This is a genomic window from Rhodoglobus sp. GW821-FHT12B09 (assembly GCF_058809925.1).
Genome location: NZ_JBXATB010000003.1, coordinates 344719 through 365522, shown reverse-complemented (window position 1 = coordinate 365522; position 20804 = coordinate 344719). Strand labels below are relative to the sequence as shown.

Here is a 20804-nt window from a genome sequence, read left to right as displayed (position 1 = left end):
GGGCCGCGGGTGGCCCGCGGGCGGGCCGCGGCCGGCGCAGCTAGTCGAGCAGGAGCGCGGGCTCCTCGAGCACGCTCGCGAGGTCGGCCACGAAGCGGCTCGCGACGTCGCCGTCCACGATCCGGTGGTCGAAGCTCGCGCCGACCGTGGTCACGAAGCGCGGCAGCACCTGGCCGTCGACCACCCACGGCTTCTGCCGGATCGACCCGAGCGCCACGATCGCGGCCTCGCCGGGGTTGATGATCGGCGTACCGGTGTCCATGCCGTACGAGCCGATGTTCGTGATCGTGATCGTGCCGCCCGACATCTCGGCGGGCTGCGTCTTGCCGTCGCGGGCGGTGAGGGTGAGCTGCTCGAGGCTCTTCGCGAGGTCGAGGAGGGAGAGCTCCTGCGCGTCCTTCACGTTCGGAACGATGAGACCGCGGGGGGTCGCGGCCGCGATACCGAGGTTCACGTAGTGGCGGACGATGATCTCCTTGTCCGTCCACGTCGAGTTGACGGTGGGGTTGCGCCGCACCGCCCAGATCACGGCCTTCGCCATGATCAGCAGCGGGCTCACGCGCACGCCCGCGAAGTCCGTCGAGTTCTTGAGGCGCTTGACGAACTCCATCGTGCGGGTCGCGTCGATGTCCACGAACACGCTCACGTGCGGTGCGGTGAACGCGCTCGTCACCATTGCGGTCGCGATGGCCTTGCGCACGCCCTTGACCGGGATGCGCTCCTCGCGCTGGTCGCCCCACTCGGGAGTCTGGATGTTGCGGAACACGCTCGCCTGCGACGCCTGCCGCACGACGTCGTCACGGGTGATCTCGCCGGCCAGGCCGGTGGGGCTCACCTCGGCGAGGTCGACGCCCAGGTCCTTGGCGAGCTTGCGGATCGGCGGCTTCGCGATGATGGCGGATGCCGCAGCCGCCGGCACACTCGCGGGCCGCGCTTTGGCCGCCGGGGCCGCGGGGGCAGGGACTGCCGCTGCGGCCGCTCCGCGCCGGCGGGAGCCGCCGTGGCCGGCGCTCCCGTAGCCCACGAGCACCGCTCCGGACTTCTCCTCCACAGCGGCGACAGTTGCCGCCGTGTCGGCGATCTCGGTGACCTCTTCGACCGCGCTCGCGGGCACCTCGCCGTCGGAGCTGACCGTGATGATCGGTGTTCCCACCTCGACGGTCTGGCCCTCCTCGACGAGCAGGGCGGAGACGGTGCCTGCGAACGGCGACGGGAGCTCGACGAGAGACTTGGCGGTCTCGATCTCGACGAGCACCTGGTTCATCTCGACGGTGTCGCCGGCCTTGACCTTCCACGAGACGATCTCGGCCTCGGTGAGGCCCTCCCCGACATCGGGAAGGGTGAAATCTGAGCTGGCCACGAGTGCCTCCTAGTACGCCATCGCCCGGTCGACCGCTTCGAGGATGCGGTCGGCGTCGGGGAGATAGACGGTTTCGAGTTTGGCGGGAGGGAAGGGCGTGTCGAACCCGGCCACCCGCAGGACGGGCGCTTCGAGCGAGTAGAAGCAGCGCTCGGTGACGGTCGCCGCGATCTCGGAGCCGACCGACACGAAGCCGGGCGCCTCCTGCGCGACAACCAGGCGCCCGGTCTTCTGCACAGACGCGATGATCGGCTCGTAGTCGATCGGCGAGATGGAGCGCAGGTCGATGACCTCGACGCTGGTGCCCTCGGCCGCGGCGATGTCGGCCGCCTGCAGCAGCATCGCGACCATCGGCCCGTAGCCGACGAGCGTGACCTCGGTGCCCTCGCGCACGACACGGGTCGCGTGCAGCGGGAAGCCGCTCGCGGAGGTGTCGACGTCGCCCTTCGGCCAGTAGCGGCTCTTCGGCTCGAAGAAGATGACCGGGTCGTTGCTCTTGATGGCCTCCTGGATCATCCAGTAGCCGTCGTGCGCGTTCGAGGGGCTCACGACGCGCAGGCCCGGGGTGTGCGCGAAGTAGGCCTCCGGGCTCTCCTGGTGGTGCTCGACCGCGCCGATGTGGCCGCCGAACGGCACCCGGATGACGACCGGCATCGACAGCGAGCCCTCGTGCCGGCTCGTGAGCTTCGCGAGCTGGGTGGTGATCTGGTCGAACGCCGGGAAGATGAATCCGTCGAACTGGATCTCGCACACGGGGCGGTAGCCCCGCATCGCGAGGCCGATCGCGGTACCGACGATGCCGGACTCCGCAAGGGGCGTGTCGAGCACGCGCTTGTCGCCGAACTCGGCGTGCAGACCCTCCGTGACGCGGAAGACCCCGCCGAGCGGGCCGATGTCCTCGCCCATGAGGAGCACCTTGGGGTCGTCGAGCATCGCCTGCCGCAGGCCCTGGTTGAGCGCCTTTGCCATGCTGAGGTTCTCGACGGTCATGCCTGGCCCCCCTCGAACGATGCCTCGTAGTTGTCGAGCCAGTCCTGCTCCGACACCATCAGCGGGTGCGGCTCCGAGTAGACGTGGCTGAACATCTTCGAGGCATCCGGAACACCGAGCTCGAGGGTGCGGTGGCGGATGTCGGCGGCGAGGTCGTCGGCCTCGGCCTCGACGTCCGCGAAGAACGCGTCGCCCTCGCCCCGCGCACGCAGGAACTTCTCCATGCGCGTGATCGGGTCGGCCCTGGTCCAGAACTCGAGCTCGTCGATATCGCGGTACTTCGTGGGGTCGTCGCTCGTGGTGTGAGCGCCCATGCGGTAGGTCAAGGCCTCGATGAAGCGGGGGCCTCCGCCGCTGCGCGCGGCATCCAGGTTCGCGGTCGTCACGGCGTAGCTGGCGAGCACGTCGTTGCCGTCGATCTGCACGCCCGGGATGCCGAAGCCGCTCGGTCGCAGATAGAGCGGTGTGCGCGACTGGCGGGTGACCGGCACCGAGATCGCCCAGTGGTTGTTCTGCAGGAAGAAGACCTGGGGCGTCTGGTAGCTCGCCGCGAAGACGAGCGCCTCGTTCGCATCGCCCTGGCTCGTGGCCCCGTCGCCGAAGTAGACGATCACGGCCTCGTCGGTGTCAGGATTGCCCGTGCCGGTCGTGCCGTCGAAGAGCACGCCCATGGCGTAGCCCGTCGCGTGCAGGGTCTGCGAGCCGAGCACAAGCGTGTAGAGGTGGAAGTTGTTGTGCTCCTTCGGGTCCCAGCCACCGTGGCTGAGTCCGCGGAGCATCTCGATGATCCGCATGAGGTCGACCCCGCGGATCCGCGCGATCACGTGCTCGCGGTAGGACGGGAAGATGTGGTCCTGCGGCTTGGCCGCGTATCCGGATCCGACCTGCGCGGCCTCCTGGCCCAGGCTCGGGATCCACATCGCCAACTGGCCCTGGCGCTGCAGGTTCGCCGCGTCGATGTCGAACTTGCGGATGACGACCATCTGGCGGTGGAAGTCGCGGAGTTGGTCGTCGGTCAGCTTCTCGATGTACGGGAGGTACTCGGCCGTTGCATCGCTGGTGACGAGCGTGCCCTCCGTGGAGAGGAGCTGTACCGTCGCGGCGGTGTAGGACATTGGTCTAATCTAACGTGGCCGTCGGGGCGGCCGTTCGTCGCATCTCGACAACCTCCGCCGAAGCACTTAGGAGTTTCTCCACAGACTCGGTCTCGCCGACGCTCACCCGCACGCCGTCGATCAGGGCCCGCGCGACGATGCCGTGCTTCGCGAACACCTCGGCCGCCTCGGCGGTCAGGCCGCCGGTCGGGAACCACAGGAAGTTGCCCTGCGGCTGAGGCACGTCCCAGCCCTGCGCGACCACTCCGTTCCAGATCTGCTCGCGCACGGCGTTGAGCTTCACGACCCGCTCCAGCAGCTCCGACTCGTGCTCGATCGAGGCGATGGCCGCGCGCTGGGCGGGCTCGGTGACGGAGAGCGGGATCGCCACGGCCCGCGCCGCGTCCATCACGTACTCCGCGCCCACCGCGTAGCCGATGCGCAGACCGGCGAGGCCGTACGCCTTCGAGAAGGTGCGGAGCACGACGAGGTTGGGGTAGTCGTTGAGGAGCGCGGCGCCGCGCACGGCATCCGGGTCCGTCATGAACTCGGTGTACGCCTCGTCCAGCACCACGAGCACCGTCGGCGGCACCTCGGCCATGAACGCGACGAACTCGTCGTTCGTCACCACCGTGCTCGTCGGGTTGTTGGGGCTGCACACGATCACGAGACGGGTGCGGTCGGTGATCGCCGCGAGCATGGCAGGGAGGTCGTGGCGGTGGTCGGGGGTGTTCGGCACCATGATCGGCGTCGCGCCGGCGGTGCCCACGAGCAGGGGGTACGCCTCGAAGCTCCGCCACGAGAAGACGACCTCGTCGCCGGATGCCGCGGCCGCCGTCACGAGCTGCGCCAGCACCGATACCGAGCCGGCGCCGACCTGCAGACGCTCGGGCGAGACCCCGTACCGCTCGCCGAGCAGCTCGCGCAAGCGCACGGCGGACCCCTCCGGGTACCGGTTGATCGCGCTCTCCGCGATCGCCTCGAGCACCGCGGGAAGCGGCTCGTACGGGTTCTCGTTCGATGACAGCTTGAACGCGTCCTCGGCGGCGGTGCGGCCCTGGCGGTACGGAACCATCGACTCGATCTCGGGGCGCAGTCGTACTCTCGGGGCAGTCACGCCCACAAGCCTATGACCGGAGGGCTGCGATCCGTTGCGGTCCCCTTGCGCCTCACGGCATAGTTGGGCACATGAGACTCGTCGTACGCCTGCTGATCAACGCCGTCGCCCTGTGGCTCACCACGCTCATCCTCAGCCCTCACGTCGCGGTTCTTCCGTTCGCCCCGGGCGGGACCCTCGAGACCGTCCTCACCTACCTGCTCCTCGCCGTGATCTTCGGCGTGGTCAACGGCATCATCGGCAACCTGATCAGGATCGTCGCCTTCCCGCTGTACATCCTCACGCTGGGGCTCATCGCGCTCATCGTGAACGGCCTGCTGCTGCTCATCGTGAGCTGGATCTCGGGCCTCATCGGCTTCGGTCTCACCATCGAGACCTTCTGGTGGGGCGTGCTCGGCGCCCTCGTGCTCGGCATCATCAGCTGGCTCATCGGCATCCTGCTCCGCCCGATCATCGGCAAGCCCAAGTCCCGCTAGTCCTTTCCGGTCACGCGCTCGAAGCGGTACGACGTACTGGATTCCAGGGTCGCGCCCGCCGTGAATGAGTCGAGCTTGCGCATCGTCGCGTCCAGCTGCGGCGAGCGCGACTCGTCCATGAGCTGGGCCGTCCTGAGGTAGTACTCGATGTGGTGCGACGGCACCGCCCAGGTCTTGTCGATGTTCTCGCCGCCGAACACGTCGCGGCGCACGAGCACGGCGTGGCCGTTGTCCTGCTCCCCGCCCAGGGCGGGCACCGGGTCGTCCGAGTGCTCGACGAGCACCGTCGGTATTCCGTCCGGCAGATCGACCTGGCCGGTGGGCCCGCCGAAGGTGACGACGCCCTGGGTGTTGTAGTTCTCGGACGCCACCACAGCCGCGACGGTGCCGCCGCCCTGCGAGAACCCGGTGAACTGCACAGGGCTGTTCTCGTCGACGCCGGCGGCCTTCATCGCGGCACGGACCGAAGCGGCCGACCCGCTCTCCTCTCCCACCGCGTTGACCATGTTGCTCGTCATGTCCCACGGCTCCGTCGTCGTTCCCGGGTTGAACGTGACGGTGCCGCCGACGTACACGGAGAACCGGTCGGGCTCGCCCGGCACGGAGTACCTCTCGATCATCACCTGCGGCCCGGGCTCCCCCGGCTCGTCGTGCGGAACACGCTCCAGCCGGCCGTGGTAGTCGTGCGGTGCCGCGCCGAGCGGCAGCTGCTGGATCTCGACGAGCCTCACCGGCGTCTCGTTCAGGAGGCCGATGCCCCGCCCGGCGCCGAGCAGTGCCGTGGCGCCGAAGAGGTACTGCCTCCGCTCGGGAACGGGGAACCCGACGGGCACGCCGCACGCGCCCATCGCGAACGACCCCCAGAGGTGCGTACCCCTCCGCATCGCGGCGACGGCACCCGCGTTGTTCCAGAGGTGGTTGTTCTCGCGGGCGAAGGGACTCGCCTTCGGGATGCCCGTCTCCGCGAAGATCTTGCCGAGGACGGGGTCCAGGCCCTTCGTCACCCTGAGACTCTGGCTCACCGCGAGCACCATGCCCCCGAGCGGGCCGGCGATGATCGGGAGCAGGTTCACCTGCGAGCCGAGCCACTGCGCAGCACCGGACTGCAGTTCGCGCATCTCCCTCTCGACGAGCCGCTCCGACACGATGTAGCCCTGTGCCACCACTCGGATGATCCCCTCCAACATCCAGGCCCGTTGGGAGACGGTGTCGAGCACGCGTTGCGCGTGGTCGATATCCAGCCGGGCCTGACCGGTGTTGTAGATCCCCGGCGTCGGCTCGGAGGGGATCTGCCCGAGCGCGGTGCACATCGCTCGAGTCTCCCGACTGAGTCGGCCCAGCTGGGCGGAGGCGACGGCGAGATCCTCCGTGGAGACGGAGGAGGTGCCGCCGACGATATCCAGGTCGTCAGGCACGGCCGGCCAGGTGAGCGAGGGCGATGATCGTGTTCTGCTGGGCGAAGTGCAGCACCTCGAGGGCGGAGGAGATGTCGCGGTCGAGGTCGGCGACCGCCCGGTCGTAGATGCGCCGTGCCTCGCCCTTCCAGAACGTGGCCTTCGCGGGCACGAGCTCGCTCCGCACCGACGAGAGGCGTTCGAGGATGGCGTAGAGCTGGCGGAGCTGGGCTTCTAGGGCGGCTGCTGCCGTGGCATCCGGAGCGATCATGCTCACGAGAGTGGCCGAGACCCCGGACCACGTGACGGCCGAAGGCCCGGGTTGGGGAGAGTTCGCCAGATCCGGTCGTGGTGAGGAGGGGAAACTGCGGGACAATGATGCAATGAGCTTCGAGCGCACCTTCGACGAGTCTGCGCTCTTCAGGATCTGCTTCGTCTGCACGGGCAACATCTGCAGGTCGCCGATGGCCGAGACCGTCTTCAAAAGCCTGGTGAAGAAGGCGGGCCTCGAAGGCAGTGTCGCGGTGCTCTCCGCCGGCACCGGCGACTGGCACGTGGGCGAGCCCTCCGACGAGCGCACCCTGGCGGCGCTCAGCTCCCGCGGCTACAACGGCTCGGGCCACCGCGGGCGCCAGTTCGACCCCGAGTGGTTCGGCAACCTCGACCTCGTCGTGGTGTTCGACCGCAGCCAGGAGCGCATCCTCAGCACGTGGGCCACCACCGAGCAGGATCGCTCCAAGGTCCAGCTGCTGCTCTCGTTCGACAGCGAGCAGGCTCCGCTGAGCGACGTGCCCGACCCGTACTATTCCGATGCCGCGATGTTCGACCAGGTACTCACCATGATCGAGCGCGCGTGCGCAGCACTCTTCCGGCAGATCACGCCGGGAATCCGACAGGGAGTCTCATGAGCCCACTGCCCGAACAGCCACTCAGCCCGCTCGACGGGCGCTACAGACCGCTCGTCACAGCGCTCGGCGACCACCTCTCGGAGGCCGGCCTCAACCGCGCGCGCGTCCGCGTGGAGGTCGAGTGGCTGCTGTACCTCACCGACCACGAGCTGTTCGGCTCGACCCGGCTCGACCACGAGCAGGCGCGCCTGCTGCGCGAGTTCGCCGCCGGCTTCGGCCAGCCCGAGATCGACGAGCTGGCCCGGCTGGAGGCGACGACCCGCCACGACGTGAAGGCCGTCGAGTACCTCGTGCGCGCGAAGCTGGCCGAGCTCGGCCTCACGGGCATCGCCGAGCTCACCCACTTCGCGGCGACGAGCGAGGACATCAACAACCTCTCGTACGCGATCACCATCAGCGCGGCACTTCGCGAGGTCTGGATGCCGAAGTTCCGCTCGGTGATCGATGCCCTGCGCGCCCTGGCCATTGAGCACCGGGATGCCGCCATGCTCGCGCGCACGCACGGCCAGCCCGCGACCCCCACCACCATGGGCAAGGAGTTCGCCGTCTTCGTCCACCGCCTCGAGCGCGTCGCGGCCCGGATCGAGTCCGTCGACGTGCTGGGCAAGTTCAACGGCGCGACCGGCACGTACTCCGCGCACCTCGCCGCCGACCCGGCGCAGGACTGGCCGACGATCTCCCGCGAGTTCGTCACGAGCCTCGGCCTCGAGTGGAACCCGCTCACCACCCAGATCGAGTCGCACGACTGGCAGGTGGACCTGTACCAGTCAATGAGCCACGCGTGCCGCATCCTGCACAACCTGTGCACCGATATCTGGTCGTACATCTCGTCCGGTTACTTCCGGCAGATCCCGCAGGCGGGCGCCACCGGCTCGTCGACCATGCCTCACAAGATCAACCCGATCCGCTTCGAGAACGCGGAGGCCAACCTCGAGCTCTCGAGCGCCCTGCTCGAGTCGCTCGCACAGACCCTCGTCACCTCGCGGCTGCAGCGCGACCTCACCGACTCGACGACGCAGCGCAACATCGGAGTCGCGTTCGGCCACTCGGTGCTCGCCTTTGAGAACGTCGTGCGCGGGCTGAAGGAGATCGACCTCGACCTCGACCGGCTCGCCGCCGACCTCGACTCCAACTGGGAGGTGCTCGGCGAGGCCATCCAGACCGTCATCCGCGCCGAGGTAACGGCCGGGCGCAGCTCGATCGCCGACCCCTACGCGGTGCTCAAGGAGCTCACCCGCGGCAAGCGCATCGGGCAGGCCGACCTGGTCGCGTTCATCGACGGCCTCGACATCGGCCAGGACGCCAAGGACCGGCTGCGGGTCATGACACCCGCGGGCTACGCCGGGCTCGCGTCACGGCTCGTGGACTACCTCGACGCATAGGCAGCGCGGCCGGTGCTAGTGTGACTGCCGGCGTGCCCTAGCCGAAGCCGTGCGCCCCCACGGCCCGGCCGCGAGAAAGTTCTCGCCGGCGAGGGAGGCAGTCCCGTTCGAGCCGGGCCACGAGGGATAACCCCACCGCAGCAGCTAGTGCCCCTTGCCGCGATCCTGCTCATCGGCGTCTTGAGAGAGCAGGTCGAGCTTCTCGTCCTTGTCGGGCCGTACGGCGAGCGACAGCATCGCGAGGCCCACGAGCGAGACAATGAATGCGAGCCCCAGGAAGATGAGCGCAAGCACGAGCTCGCGGGTCGACATCAGCACGACGAGGCCGACGAACACCGCGAAGACCGCCGACAGGCCGAGGAGCTCGGCGGGGCGGGTGCGGTCGCGGCGGCTGGGGGCGGCCATCAGGCCTCGCTCCTGGTGAGTGATGACGCAGTCGCCCAGCGCAGCGAGAGGCCGGCGATCACGAGGTAGACGCCGAGGATCGCCCAGTAGGCGCCGAGCGCGCCGACCACGATGACGGAGGCGGTCAGCACGCGCTGCACGTTATCGGGACCGGTGAACGACTGTGCGAAGCCCGGCGGGACGAGCAGCACGACGATCGCGAGCAGGGCGGTGAGAGCGCCGACGAACACCCAGTCGCGGGACGAGCTGCTCCGGCCCCGGCTCCGCAGCCCCAGGTAGAGCTCGAGGAATCCGGTGATCGCGGCGAAGGCCGTCAGCAGGAAGACGAAGAACGGGAGCCCGGCGCCCGGGATGGCGAGCGAGACAATGCCGGCGACGACCGAGAGGATGCCCTGCGCGAAGGTGACCGAACGCACAACGCCCTTCGCGCCGAGGCGGAGGGCGGAGGCCGTGAGCACGGCACCGACGACCACGGCGTAGATGCCGAAGGTCACGAGGCCGAGCGGCGCCGAGTGGTCGGACGAGAAGGTGATGACCGCCGCGAGCACGAGAGCGGGGACCGCTCGCGCGAGAGGGACGTACCAGGGCGTTGCGGCTTCCACCGGATCAGTCTACGAGCCGGGCGGGAGGTCGACGAACCGCGAGAAGTGGCCGTGGAACCCGACGGTCACCGTGCGGGTCGGTCCGTTGCGGTGCTTGGCGACGATCAGGTCGGCCTCGCCGGCCCGGGCGTTGTCGGCCTCGTAGGCACTCTCGCGGTGCAGGAGGATCACCATGTCGGCGTCCTGCTCGATAGAACCGGACTCACGGAGGTCGGAAAGGGCGGGCTTCTTGTCCGCGCGCTGCTCGGGACCACGGTTCAGCTGGGAGATCGCGATGACCGGAACCTGAAGCTCCTTGGCGAGAAGCTTGAGCGCCCGCGAGAACTCGCTGACCTCCTGCTGGCGCGACTCGACCTTCTTGCCGCTCGTCATGAGCTGCAGGTAGTCGATGATCACCATTTTCAGGCCGACCTTCTGCTTGAGCCGGCGGCACTTGGCGCGGATCTCGACGAGGGTCATGTTGGGGCTGTCGTCGATGTAGAGGGGCGCATCGTTGATGCGGCCGCGGGTCTGGGCGATCGTCGTCCAGTCGTTGGCGTGCACGGTGCCCTTGCGCATGTGCTGCAGGGGCACGGATGCCTCGGCCGACAGGAGGCGCATCGCGATCTCGCTGCGGCCCATCTCGAGGGAGAACACGATGGTCGGCAGGTCGTGCTTGATCGCGGCCGCGCGCGCAATGTCGAGGCCGAGTGTCGACTTACCGATGGCGGGGCGTGCGGCGATGATGATGAGCTGGCCGGGGTGGAGGCCGTTGGTGAGCTCGTCGAGCTCCGCGAAGCCGGTGGGGACGCCGACCATCTGGCCGTCGCGGCCGCGGGCGGCCTCGATCTCGTCAATGGCCGTGGTGACGGCCTCGGTGAGGGGGACGTAGTCCTCGCTCTCGACGCCGCCCGTGACAGCGTAGATCTCGGCCTGCGCGTTGTTCACGAGGTCGACGACCTCGCCCTCGCTCGCGTAGCCCATCTGGACGATGCGGGTGCCGGCCTCGACGAGACGGCGCAGGACCGCCTTCTCCGCGACGATGGTCGAGTAGAAGCCGGCGTTGGCCGCTGTCGGGACCAGGGCGGTGAGGGTGTGCAGGTACTCGGCGCCGCCGGCGCGGGTGAGCTCGCCGGTCTTGGTGAGCTCGTCGGTGACCGCGATGACGTCGGTGGGCTCCCCGTGGGAGTACAGCGTCATCACCGCGTCGAAGATCGTCTCGTGCTTCGGGATGTAGAAGTCGACACCGCGCACGGTCTCGATGACGTCGGCAACCGCATCCTTGCTCAGGAGCATGCCGCCGATGGCGCTCTGCTCGGCGAGGAGGTCGTGCGGGGGTACACGATCGCCGCGGGAGTCCGGCCTGCCCTCGCCTGACTGCCGCTGGTCGCCAGCGAGCCCCAGATGCGCGATGGACATTCGTTCCCTTCCCCGTGGACGACGGTACGCCTCAGTTGACGGTACGGCCCATTTGTAGGCCCGGCCGCCGACACACCGGGCCCACATCAGTGGCACAGCCCGCCTCTGTCGACCGGGACTGCCCCACGATAGGGAGGGCCGGGTTCAGCTCACAACAACGCCTGTGGATGACCCTGTGGGGAAACAGAGAGAAACGCCGGGGCTCGTGTGAGCAACCTGTGGAATCATCTGTGCACTTGAAGGTTGTTTTGATTGCAAAAGCACGTTTGACCTGCTTTTTTAGTTATACACCCGTGTGTGCAGAAACATGTTTGAAGTGAGGGTTGAGGGTTGTGCCCATATACCGGCTCCTGTGCACAAAGGTGGGGGTAACCGGCCTTAAAAGCAACAACGGCGGGGATTTCTCCCCGCCGTTGTCTGCCCCAATAAGGGGGGTACTACTACTTCGCTGCAACCACCTGGAGAGTGATCGTGGCGACGAGGTCGTCGCGCAGGCGCACGGTGGCCTCGTGCTCACCGGTCGCCTTGATGGGCGAGGTGATCTCGATCTTGCGCTTGTCGACCGCGCCAAGACCGGCGGCAGCGACGGCGTCCGCCACGTCCGACGTCTTGACCGACCCGAACAGGCGACCGCCCTCGCCCGCCTTGACGGTGAGCTTGACGGTCGTGGCCTGAAGGCGCGCCTTCAGGTCCTGTGCCTCTTCGAGGGTGGCGTGCTCGCGAGCGGTGCGCGCTGCCTTGATGGACTCGATCTGCTTCTCGCCACCGCGCGTCCACGCCACGGCGAAGCCCTGGGGGATGAGGTAGTTGCGAGCGAAACCGTTCTTGACGTCGACGACGTCGCCGGGGGCACCGAGACCGGTGACCTCGTGCGTGAGGATCAGCTTTGACATTGTCGATACTCCTTAACGGCCCGAGCCGGCGTAGGGCAGCAGTGCCATCTCACGGGCGTTCTTGACGGCCGTGGCGATGAGGCGCTGCTCCTGCACGGAGACACCGGTGATACGACGGGCGCGGATCTTTCCGCGCTCCGAGATGAACTTGCGAAGCGTCGCGACATCCTTGTAGTCGATGACGCCCACGCGGATCGCCTTGGCCGGGGCGGCGTTCTTGCCGTCCTTGCCCTTGCGGATGGGCTTGCGGCGATCGCCGCTGCTCTTTCCTGCCATGAGTTGTTATTCCTTAAGTAGTGGGACGGCCGTTTAGAACGGCGTCTCGTCCGAGTAGTTGCTGCCGGGCGTGTTCCAGACATCGCCGCCGGCGTTGTCGGGAGCGGATGCCGCCCACGGCTCTTCAGCGCCTGAACCGGCACCGACCTGGCCGCCGCGAGGTGCGCCGCCGCCCGAGGAGTCGCGGGACGAGGCAGCACGGGTGACCTGTGCAGTCGCGTAGCGCAGCGAAGGGCCGATCTCGTCGACCTCGAGCTCGATGCTCGTTCGCTTCTCGCCTTCCTTCGTCTCGTAGGAGCGCTGCTTCAGCCGACCGGTCGCGATAACCCGCGAGCCCTTCGTGAGCGAACCGGCGACGTGCTCGGCGAACTCGCGCCACACGCTTGCGCGCAGGAACAGTGCCTCACCGTCTTTCCAGTCGTTGCTCGCGCGGTCGAAGTTGCGCGGCGTGGAGGCGATGGTGAAGTTGGCTACCGCGAGCCCGTTCTGCGTGTAGCGCAGCTCGGGGTCACTCGTGAGGTTTCCCACGACGGTGATGACGGTCTCGCCGGCCATGGCCTACTCCGCGTCCTTGTCGGCCTTGGCGGCCGGCTTGGCTGCAGCAGGCTTGGAGGCCGGCTCCTCGGCGGCGTCGGCAGCAGGCGCAGCAGCGGCAACAGCGGCGGCCGGAGCTGCGGCGGCGGCCTTCGGGTTGGCTGCCTTGCGGGCGGCCTTCTCGTCGGCGAGCTGCTTGGCGGCGGCGACCTGGGCGAAGCCCTGCTCGGCGCGGAGCACCTTCGTGCGCATGACGGCCTCGCTGAGCTTCAGCTGGCGGTCGAGCTCGACGGTTGCGGACGAGTTCGCCGTGAAGTTGACGACGGCGTAGATGCCCTCGGTCTTCTTGTTGATCTCGTAGGCCAGACGACGACGGCCCCACACATCGACGTTGTCGATGCTGCCACCGTCATTGCGGATGACATTGAGGAACTTGTCTAGGCTGGGTGCCACGGTGCGCTCATCGATCTCTGGATCGAGGATCACCATGAGTTCGTACTGGTGCGTCACAAACCCACCTCCTTCGGACTAGAACGGCTGCAGACGATCTGCAGCAGGAGGGTGTTGACGGTTGTCGCCGCTTCAGGTGAAGCCGGACAACCTGCCCAGTGTACGCATTTCTCTCGAGGAGCACCATCCATGGCCGTGAAGGTCGCCATCGCCGGGGTCGGCAACTGCGCTAACTCGCTCGTGCAGGGCGTGGCCTTCTATGCCGGCGCGGAGGAGGGCGCGAGCATCCCGGGCCTCATGCACAACCGGTTCGGCAGCTACGCCGTCGGCGACCTCGAGTTCGTCGCGGCCTTCGACGTGGACGCGCTGAAGGTGGGCGTTGATCTCGCCGAGGCGATCTGGGCGAGCCAGAACAGCACGTACCGCTTCGCCGAGGTCGCGCCGACCGGTGTGACCGTGCAGCGCGGGCCCACGCTCGACGGGCTCGGCGAGTACTACCGCGAGGTTGTGGACGAGTCGGATGCCCCGGCCGTCGACGTGGCGCAGGCGCTGCGCGACAGCGGCGCGGACGTGCTCGTGTGCTACGTGCCCGTGGGGTCCGAGCAGGCCGCGAAGCACTACGCCCAGGCCGCCCTCGACGCGGGCGTCGCGTTCGTGAACGCACTTCCCGTGTTCATCGCCAGCGACCCGGAGTGGGCCGCCAAATTCACGAGCGCGGGCATCCCGATCGTCGGCGACGACATCAAGAGCCAGCTGGGCGCCACGATCACGCACCGAGTCCTCGCCCGCCTGTTCGAGGAGCGCGGCCTCGTGCTCGACCGCACGTACCAGCTCAACGTCGGCGGCAACATGGACTTCAGGAACATGCTCGAGCGCTCGCGGCTGCAGTCGAAGAAGGTCTCCAAGACGCAGGCTGTCACGAGCAACATCGACGCCGAGATCAACGCTCGCGACGTGCACATCGGGCCGAGCGACCACATCCCGTGGCTCGACGACAAGAAGCTCGCGTTCGTGCGCCTCGAGGGGCACGGCTTCGGCAACGCCCCGACGAGCCTCGAGTACAAGCTCGAGGTGTGGGACTCGCCGAACTCCGCGGGCGTGGTGATCGACGCGGTTCGGGCCGCGAAGGTCGCGCTGGACGCCGGGCTCGGCGGCCCGCTCGTCGCGGCGAGCGCGTACCTTATGAAGTCACCGCCGCAGCAGTTGCCCGACCCCGTCGCGCGCCAGCAGCTCGAGGAGTGGATCAGCGCGAACGCGCGCTGAGGCGCGCCTCACGACGAGCGGCCCGCCCACCAGGCGCGCAGCCGCGCCTCCGCCTCCTCGGCGCCGAGCGGACCTTCGTCCAGCCGGAGGTCGAGCAGGAACCGGTAGGCCTCGCCGACCTCGCGGCCGGGCTTCAGCCCCAGGATCGCCATGATCTGCTCGCCGTCGAGGTCGGGCCGGACCGCGGCGATGCCCTCGGCCTCGGCGATCGCGGCGATGCGCTCCTCGAGGTCGTCGTAGGCGAACGACAGCCGGTCGGCCTTCCTGCGGTTGCGCGTCGTGACGTCGGCACGGGTGAGGACGTGCAGCCGCTCGAGCAGCGGGCCGGCGTCGCGCACGTAGCGCCGCACTGCAGAGTCGGTCCAGGCGCCGTCGGTGTAGCCGAAGAAGCGCAGGTGGAGCTCGATGAGCCGGGCCACGGCCGCGATCGTGTCGTTGTCGAACTTGAGCGCGCGCAGGCGCTTGGCCGCGAGCTTCGACCCCACGAGGTCGTGGTGGTGGAAGGTCACGACTCCGCCGGCCTCGATCTTTCGAGTGGCGGGCTTGCCGATGTCGTGCAGCAGGGCGGCGATGCGCAGCACGAGGTCGGGCTCCGGGCTGCGCTCGAGCTCGATGGCCTGCTGCAGCACGGTGAGGCTGTGCTCGTAGACGTCCTTGTGGTGCGCGTGCTCGTCGATCTCGAGCCGGAGTGCCGGCACCTCGGGCAGCACGAGCTGCGCGATGCCGGTGTCGACGAGCAGCCGGATGCCCGGCACCGGGTCCTTCGTGAGCAGCAGCTTGCGCAGCTCGTCGGCGATGCGCTCCACGCTCACGATCTCGAGCCGCGGGGCGAGGTCGTGCATCGCGCGCACCGTCGCCTCGTCCACGGTGAACTCGAGCTGCGACGTGAACCGGGCCGCGCGCAGCATCCGGAGCGGGTCGTCCCCGAACGACACCTCGGGCGGGCCCGGTGTGGTGAGCCTCCGCTCGAGCAGGTGCTCGAGGCCTCCCCACGGGTCGACGAGCACGCGCTCGGGCAGCCGCAGCGCCATGGCGTTCACGGTGAAGTCGCGGCGCACCAGGTCGCCCTCGAGGGTGTCGCCGAACGCGACGACGGGCTTGCGGGTAGCGCCGTCGTAGGAGTCGGCGCGGTAGGTGGTGATCTCGACGGTGTGGCCGCCGATGCGCGCGGCGATGGTGCCGAAGTCGCGCCCGACATCCCACTGCGCCTCGGAGATCGGAGTGACCACGGCGAGGATCTGGTCGGGGTCGGCGTTCGTCGCGAAGTCCAGGTCCGACACCGCGCGGTCGAGGAACGCGTCGCGCACCGGGCCGCCGACCAGGGCGAGTTCGTAGCCCGCGGTCGCGAAGGCGGCCGACAGCTTCGCCACCGGCGCGGACCCGGCCAGCTGCTCGAGTCGGGCGATGGCCCCGGCGACGCTCATTCGTCTAGCTTTGCATCTCACGAGGCTCTCAGCGCCAAGTGAATAGACTCGTGGTCATGCTGGCCGTGCGGAAGACCCGGGTCAGCCCATGTCCGTGAGAGCCCTGGCTGCTGCCCTCGTCCTCGGACTCGGGCTGGCCACCGTCGCCGTCGGCACGGTGCAGGCCGCCGATGATCCCGCCGTCGTGAAGCTCGCGATCGCCGTGCCGATCGTCGTGCCCGCGAGCGCCGACGAGTTTCTGGACGCAGCAACTCTCGAGCAGTACACGTCGGCCCGCGGCATCCTGACGCAGCAGCTGGATGCCGTGCTCGACCGGCCGGTCGCCATCGGCATCGACCCCCGCATCATCGCGTCGATCCGCCTCCTCGGCAGCTCGGCCCCCGCCTCGGCACTCTCCTGGCTCGACCGCCTACAGGCCGCGACCAACGAGACCTTCTCGCTCGGGTACGCCGATGCCGATGTCACGCTCCAGACGCAGGGGGGCAGCGCGACCGTCCTCCCGGCGGAGTCCTTCGACTTCGCGATCGACCCGTCGCGGTTCGCCCCGGCGCCGGGCACGGCCACCCCCGAGCCCACCGCCGACCCGGCTGAGACGGCTCTTCCCGCCCTGCCGACGAGTGCCGACATCACGGACTGGCCCTACTCGCTCACCGGCATCGCCTGGCCGCTCGACGACACGGTGATCACCGCCGACCTGCCCAAGATCGCCGCGAGCGGGTACACGACCACCATCGTGTCGACAGGCAATATCTCGCGGGATGCCACCTCCGGCCCGGCCTCGCAGGTGGGCGGTGCCGGCGTGGTGGTCTCCGACGCCGCGGTCTCGGCAGCGCTGCGCGCGGCATCCGGAGCAGACCTCGACACGGACTGGAGCACGGCCCTCGCCCAGCTCACCGCCGCTCTCGCCGCGGGCGCCCGGGTGCAGCCCGGCACCCCGACCCTCTTCGCCACACTCGACCGGGGCATGGACGTCAGCCGCCTGGCCGACACGATCGATGCGCTCCGCGCGAGCTCCGGCGTCGAGCTCGTGCCGTTCTCCCAGGCGATGGCCACCTCGCCGACCGACGCGACGGTCGTCGACCAGCCGCAGCTCGCCGACCGCATCTCCCGCGTCGGCCAGATGATCCAGGGCGAGAACGCCGAGCGCCAGTTCGCCACTGTCGCGGCCGACCCGGCCGCGATCACGTCCGCGCGACGGCTCGAACTGCTCGCCCTCCTCTCCGCGGAGTGGACCGCCGACCCGACCGGGTGGCCCGAGGCGGCCGACGCCTTCACGAGCGACTCGATCGCGCTGCGCAACTCCGTGCACCTCGTCGAGAGCAACAACTTCCTCCTCATCGCGGACAGCGGGCAGTACCTCCCCGTCACCGTGAGCAACGGGCTCGACCAGCCGGTCACCGTGTACATCACGGTGCGCTCGCGGTCGTCACTGCTGGCCATCGACAAGACCCTCACGACACTGGAGCTCAAACCGAACACTCAGGGCAAGGTCGACGTGCCGGTCCACTCCCTCTCCAACGGGGTGGTGCAGGTGGATGTCTCGCTCGCCAGCAGGGCGGGCGTGTCGATCGGCGCCCCGATCTCCTCCGAAGTCAACGTGCAGGCGGGCTGGGAGACGCCGATCGTGGTCGCCATCGCGGTCCTCGTCGTCGTGGTGTTCGGCGTGGGCGTCGTGCGCACCGTGCTGAGGCGGCGCAGGGGCAGCGCGGATGACTGACCCCGGGCGAGAGGGCACCGACGCGGCATCCGTGGCCGACGTCCCGGCCGCCGCGGCACCGACGACGATCGGACGGGCCAGCGCGTTCCTCGCCTCGGGCACCCTCGTCTCGCGCCTGCTCGGGTTCGTCAGCGCGATCGTGCTCGCGACGGCGATCTCCGTCAACGGCGGCGCCGGCGACACCTTCGCGCTCGCCAACCAGCTGCCCAACAACATCTACTCGCTGATCGCGGGCGGCCTGCTCAGCGCGGTGATCGTCCCGCAGATCGTCAAGGCGAACCTGCACAGCGACGGCGGCGCGGCGTTCATCAACCGCATCATCACCATCGGCCTCGTGGTCTTCGTCGTCGTGACCGTGATCGCCACGCTCTGCGCGCCGCTGCTCGTGCGCCTCTACGGCAGCGGGTTCAGCGCCGCGGAGCTGTCCCTTGCTACCGGGTTCGCCTACTGGTGCCTCCCGCAGATCTTCTTCTACGCGCTCTACAGCCTCATCGGCGAGACGCTCAACGCCCGCGGAGTGTTCGGCCCGTTCACCTGGGCACCGGTGCTCAACAACATCGTGGTCATCGGCAGCCTCATCCTGTTCATCGCGCTCTTCGGCGGGGCCAGCGAGCACCGCGAGGCGACCAGTTGGACGCCGGTGCAGATCGCGGTCGTCGGCGGCGGCGCCACCCTCGGCATCGCTGTGCAGGCCTTCGCCCTGTTCTTCTTCCTGAAGCGCGCGGGCCTCTCCTACCGCCCCAACTTCCAGTGGCGCGGCGTGGGCCTCGCGAGCACCGGTCGCGCGGCGTCCTGGGTGTTCGCGATGTTCCTCGTGACCCAGGTCTCCGGGGTCGTCGAGGCGAACGTGGCATCGAGCGCGACCGGCGAGGCCTCGATCAACGCCATGAAGTACGGCTGGCTGATGTTCATGCTCCCGCACTCGATCGCCACGGTCTCGATCGTCACGGCGTACTACACCCGGATGAGCTCGCACGTGCGCGACGGCCGGCTGGGCGACCTGGGCGACGACCTCTCGTCCGCCCTGCGGTCGAGCCTGCTCATCATCATCTTCTCGGCGGTCGGGCTCGCCGTCCTCGCCTTCCCGTTCAGCGCGATCTTCGGCCAGGACTACTCCGAGGTCTCCTCCCTGGCGCCCGTCTACCTGGGCTATCTGCTCGGCCTGGTGCCGTTCACGATCTTCTTCGTCCTGCTCAGGGTGTTCTACGCGCTCGACCGCACGCGCGCGGCCTTCGTCATCCAGGTCGTGCAGACCGCGTTCTACGTGGTCTGCGCACTCCTCGTCGGGGTGCTCGTCCCGCGGGAGTGGGTAGCCGTCGCACTCGCGGTCGTGCTCTCGGCCGCCGTCGCGCTGCAGGGGCTGCTCTCCGCGGTCTACCTCCGCCGCGCGCTCGGGCATCTCGACACGTGGCGGGTGCTGCGGCGGACGCTCTGGTTCGCCGCGGCCGCCGTGCCTGCGGGGGCGGTGGGATGGGGCATCCTGACCCTTCTCGGAGGGGTCGGCCAGGGCGCGTTCCCCGTGGACGGGAGGCCGGGGGCCATCACCACCATGGTCATCGCGGGCGGAGCCATGGCCATCGTCTACGCCGTGCTGCTCTGGGTCACGCGCAACCCCGAGCTCCGCGCCTTCGGCGAGCCCCTTCTGCGCCGCCTGCGCCGCGCGCGCTAGCCCCCGTGCACGGAATAGCTCGTGCATAGGATGTGTTGTACAGGGCAGTAAACACCTGAGGAGACGCGACAGAGTGCGCCAGATCATCATCATCGGTTCCGGCCCCGCCGGATACACCGCCGCCATCTACGCGGCGCGTGCGAACCTCTCCCCCCTGCTCATCGCGAGTTCGGTCGAGGCGGGCGGCGAGCTCATGAAGACCACAGAGGTCGAGAACTACCCCGGTTTCGCGGAGGGCATCCAAGGCCCCGAGCTCATGCTGGCCATGCAGGCCCAGGCCGAGCGGTTCGGCACGGAGATCGTGCTCGACGACGTCGTGAAGCTCGAGCTGGAGGGCGAGGTCAAGCGAGTCACCCTGGGCAACGGCGACGTGCACGAGGCTCTCGCCGTGATCTTCGCGACGGGCTCCGCCTACCGCAAGCTCGGCCTCCCCGAGGAAGACCAGATGAGCGGCCACGGCGTCTCGTGGTGCGCCACCTGCGACGGGTTCTTCTTCCGCCAGAAGACGATCGCGGTCGTCGGCGGCGGCGACTCCGCCATGGAGGAGGCCAACTTCCTCACCAAGTTCGCCGACAAGGTCTACGTGATCCACCGCAAGGACACTCTGCGGGCCTCCAAGACCATGCAGGACCGCGCCTTCTCGAACCCCAAGATCGAGTTCCTCTGGAACAAGGAGGTCGCTCACATCTACGGCGACGAGCTCGTCACCGGCATCGGCGTGGTCGACACGCAGGATGGCACGGAGACGACCATCGACCTGAGCGGACTGTTCATCGCGATCGGCGCGGACCCCCGCACCCACCTCGTGCACGGGCAGCTCGACCTGACCTCCTTCGGCACCATCGCCGTCGACGGCCGTTCGTCCCGCACGAACATCGCGGGCGTCTTCGCCGCCGGTGACGTCATCGACCCCACCTACCGCCAGGCCGTGACGGCTGCCGGTTCGGGAACAGTCGCCGCCCTCGACGCGGAGCACTACCTCGCAGCACTCCCCAAGGAACTCCTGGCTCGCGCAGAGGCGCAGCCGGCCACCGTCTAACGAGAGAAGGAAACAACAATGTCATCAGCCAAGGACGTCACCGACGCCACTTTCGCCGACGAGGTGCTCAACTCGAGCGACACCATCATGGTGGACTTCTGGGCCGAGTGGTGCGGCCCGTGTCGCGCAGTCTCCCCCATCCTCGACGCCATCGCGTCTGAGCACTCGGACAAGATCAAGATCGTCAAGCTCAACGTGGACGACAACCCCCAGATGGCCATGAAGTACCAGATCACCTCCATTCCGGCGATGAAGGTCTTCCGCGGCGGCGAGGTCGTCAAGACCGTGATCGGCGCCAAGCCGAAGCCCGCGATCGAGGCCGACCTGGCCGAGTTCCTGGCGTAGCCAATCTCGTGGATCTGGCCCCGCCCCTGCACTAGGGGCGGGGCTTTTTCTGTACCGCCCCATATCCT

At 68.7% G+C, this 20804-nt stretch carries 21 protein-coding genes and 1 pseudogene; 8 read left to right on the top strand and 14 right to left on the bottom strand.

From position 1 onward, the window contains the following. Nucleotides 1–40 precede the first annotated feature (40 nt). From AC1RTC_RS08945 to AC1RTC_RS08930, 4 genes are read right to left on the bottom strand one after another with little or no spacing between them, the layout of a single operon-like run. Entirely contained in the window at nt 41–1360 is a 1320-nt protein-coding gene (locus AC1RTC_RS08945) for a dihydrolipoamide acetyltransferase family protein (protein WP_493155168.1), read from the bottom strand. Between the two features lie 9 nt (nt 1361–1369). Then, complete coding sequence (locus tag AC1RTC_RS08940; protein ID WP_493155167.1) at nt 1370–2350, bottom strand: alpha-ketoacid dehydrogenase subunit beta; 981 nt, start codon at nt 2348–2350, stop codon at nt 1370–1372. Continuing rightward, entirely contained in the window at nt 2347–3465 is a 1119-nt protein-coding gene (locus AC1RTC_RS08935; RefSeq protein ID WP_493155166.1) for a thiamine pyrophosphate-dependent dehydrogenase E1 component subunit alpha, read from the bottom strand. The genes AC1RTC_RS08940 and AC1RTC_RS08935 overlap by 4 nt, the downstream gene beginning before the upstream one ends. 4 nt (nt 3466–3469) lie before the next feature. Then, the gene (locus AC1RTC_RS08930; protein WP_493155165.1) at nt 3470–4561 is read right to left on the bottom strand and encodes a histidinol-phosphate transaminase; all 1092 of its coding nucleotides are present in this window, start codon (nt 4559–4561) and stop codon (nt 3470–3472) included. Between the two features lie 71 nt (nt 4562–4632). Here AC1RTC_RS08930 and AC1RTC_RS08925 point away from each other — a divergent pair, with 71 nt between their 5' ends. Next, nucleotides 4633–5037: a phage holin family protein gene (locus AC1RTC_RS08925; protein ID WP_493155164.1), complete on the top strand. Its 405-nt coding sequence runs from the start codon at nt 4633–4635 to the stop codon at nt 5035–5037. Here AC1RTC_RS08925 and AC1RTC_RS08920 read toward each other — a convergent pair. Together AC1RTC_RS08920 and AC1RTC_RS08915 are read right to left on the bottom strand one after the other, a co-directional pair. Then, nucleotides 5034–6452 carry a hypothetical protein gene (locus AC1RTC_RS08920; RefSeq protein ID WP_493155163.1) on the bottom strand — a complete coding sequence of 473 codons (1419 nt, stop codon included), beginning with the start codon at nt 6450–6452 and terminating at the stop codon, nt 5034–5036. The genes AC1RTC_RS08925 and AC1RTC_RS08920 overlap by 4 nt on opposite strands. Continuing rightward, entirely contained in the window at nt 6445–6702 is a 258-nt protein-coding gene (locus AC1RTC_RS08915) for a hypothetical protein (RefSeq protein WP_493155162.1), read from the bottom strand. Before AC1RTC_RS08915 ends, AC1RTC_RS08920 begins: the two co-directional genes overlap by 8 nt. Before the next feature lie 112 nt (nt 6703–6814). Between AC1RTC_RS08915 and AC1RTC_RS08910 the strand changes: the two genes are divergently transcribed. Continuing rightward, complete coding sequence (locus tag AC1RTC_RS08910; protein ID WP_493155161.1) at nt 6815–7339, top strand: low molecular weight protein-tyrosine-phosphatase; 525 nt, start codon at nt 6815–6817, stop codon at nt 7337–7339. Continuing rightward, the gene (purB, locus tag AC1RTC_RS08905; protein ID WP_493155160.1) at nt 7336–8721 is read left to right on the top strand and encodes an adenylosuccinate lyase; all 1386 of its coding nucleotides are present in this window, start codon (nt 7336–7338) and stop codon (nt 8719–8721) included. Before AC1RTC_RS08910 ends, purB begins: the two co-directional genes overlap by 4 nt. Nucleotides 8722–8865: 144 nt before the next feature. Here purB and AC1RTC_RS08900 read toward each other — a convergent pair whose 3' ends face one another. The 7 genes and pseudogenes from AC1RTC_RS08900 to rpsF all read right to left on the bottom strand — a co-directional run. Then, nucleotides 8866–9126, bottom strand: coding sequence for a hypothetical protein (locus AC1RTC_RS08900; protein WP_493155159.1), 261 nt, complete (start codon nt 9124–9126; stop codon nt 8866–8868). After that, nucleotides 9126–9728, bottom strand: coding sequence for a DUF308 domain-containing protein (locus AC1RTC_RS08895; protein ID WP_493155158.1), 603 nt, complete (start codon nt 9726–9728; stop codon nt 9126–9128). The genes AC1RTC_RS08900 and AC1RTC_RS08895 overlap by 1 nt, the downstream gene beginning before the upstream one ends. 9 nt (nt 9729–9737) lie before the next feature. Beyond that, the gene (gene dnaB / locus AC1RTC_RS08890) at nt 9738–11126 is read right to left on the bottom strand and encodes a replicative DNA helicase (RefSeq protein WP_493155157.1); all 1389 of its coding nucleotides are present in this window, start codon (nt 11124–11126) and stop codon (nt 9738–9740) included. A 440-nt stretch (nt 11127–11566) separates the two neighbouring features. Continuing rightward, nucleotides 11567–12019 (bottom strand): 50S ribosomal protein L9, encoded by a 453-nt coding sequence (rplI, locus tag AC1RTC_RS08885; protein ID WP_493155156.1) that lies wholly within the window; start codon nt 12017–12019, stop codon nt 11567–11569. A 12-nt stretch (nt 12020–12031) separates the two neighbouring features. Continuing rightward, complete coding sequence (rpsR, locus tag AC1RTC_RS08880) at nt 12032–12295, bottom strand: 30S ribosomal protein S18 (protein ID WP_097061567.1); 264 nt, start codon at nt 12293–12295, stop codon at nt 12032–12034. A 33-nt stretch (nt 12296–12328) separates the two neighbouring features. Further along, entirely contained in the window at nt 12329–12850 is a 522-nt protein-coding gene (locus AC1RTC_RS08875) for a single-stranded DNA-binding protein (protein ID WP_493155155.1), read from the bottom strand. Between the two features lie 117 nt (nt 12851–12967). Then, a pseudogene (gene rpsF / locus AC1RTC_RS08870) lies at nt 12968–13318 on the bottom strand (30S ribosomal protein S6); the annotation flags it as partial. Nucleotides 13319–13468: 150 nt separating this feature from the next. On the opposite strand from rpsF, the gene AC1RTC_RS08865 reads away from it, so the two are divergent. Then, complete coding sequence (locus AC1RTC_RS08865; RefSeq protein WP_493155154.1) at nt 13469–14542, top strand: inositol-3-phosphate synthase; 1074 nt, start codon at nt 13469–13471, stop codon at nt 14540–14542. 8 nt (nt 14543–14550) lie between these two features. Here the strand turns inward: AC1RTC_RS08865 and AC1RTC_RS08860 are convergent, their stop codons facing one another. After that, the gene (locus AC1RTC_RS08860) at nt 14551–15966 is read right to left on the bottom strand and encodes a CCA tRNA nucleotidyltransferase (RefSeq protein WP_493155153.1); all 1416 of its coding nucleotides are present in this window, start codon (nt 15964–15966) and stop codon (nt 14551–14553) included. 88 nt (nt 15967–16054) lie between these two features. Here AC1RTC_RS08860 and AC1RTC_RS08855 point away from each other — a divergent pair, with 88 nt between their 5' ends. The 4 genes from AC1RTC_RS08855 to trxA all read left to right on the top strand — a co-directional run bounded on the left by AC1RTC_RS08855 (nt 16055) and on the right by trxA (nt 20736). After that, a complete protein-coding gene (locus tag AC1RTC_RS08855) occupies nt 16055–17683 on the top strand; it encodes a DUF6049 family protein (RefSeq protein WP_493155152.1) in 1629 nt (542 codons plus the stop codon). Continuing rightward, complete coding sequence (murJ, locus tag AC1RTC_RS08850; RefSeq protein ID WP_493155151.1) at nt 17676–19352, top strand: murein biosynthesis integral membrane protein MurJ; 1677 nt, start codon at nt 17676–17678, stop codon at nt 19350–19352. Before AC1RTC_RS08855 ends, murJ begins: the two co-directional genes overlap by 8 nt. A gap of 73 nt (nt 19353–19425) precedes the next feature. Further along, nucleotides 19426–20391, top strand: coding sequence for a thioredoxin-disulfide reductase (trxB, locus tag AC1RTC_RS08845; RefSeq protein WP_493155150.1), 966 nt, complete (start codon nt 19426–19428; stop codon nt 20389–20391). Between the two features lie 18 nt (nt 20392–20409). After that, entirely contained in the window at nt 20410–20736 is a 327-nt protein-coding gene (gene trxA / locus AC1RTC_RS08840; RefSeq protein WP_493155149.1) for a thioredoxin, read from the top strand. Nucleotides 20737–20804 lie beyond the last annotated feature (68 nt).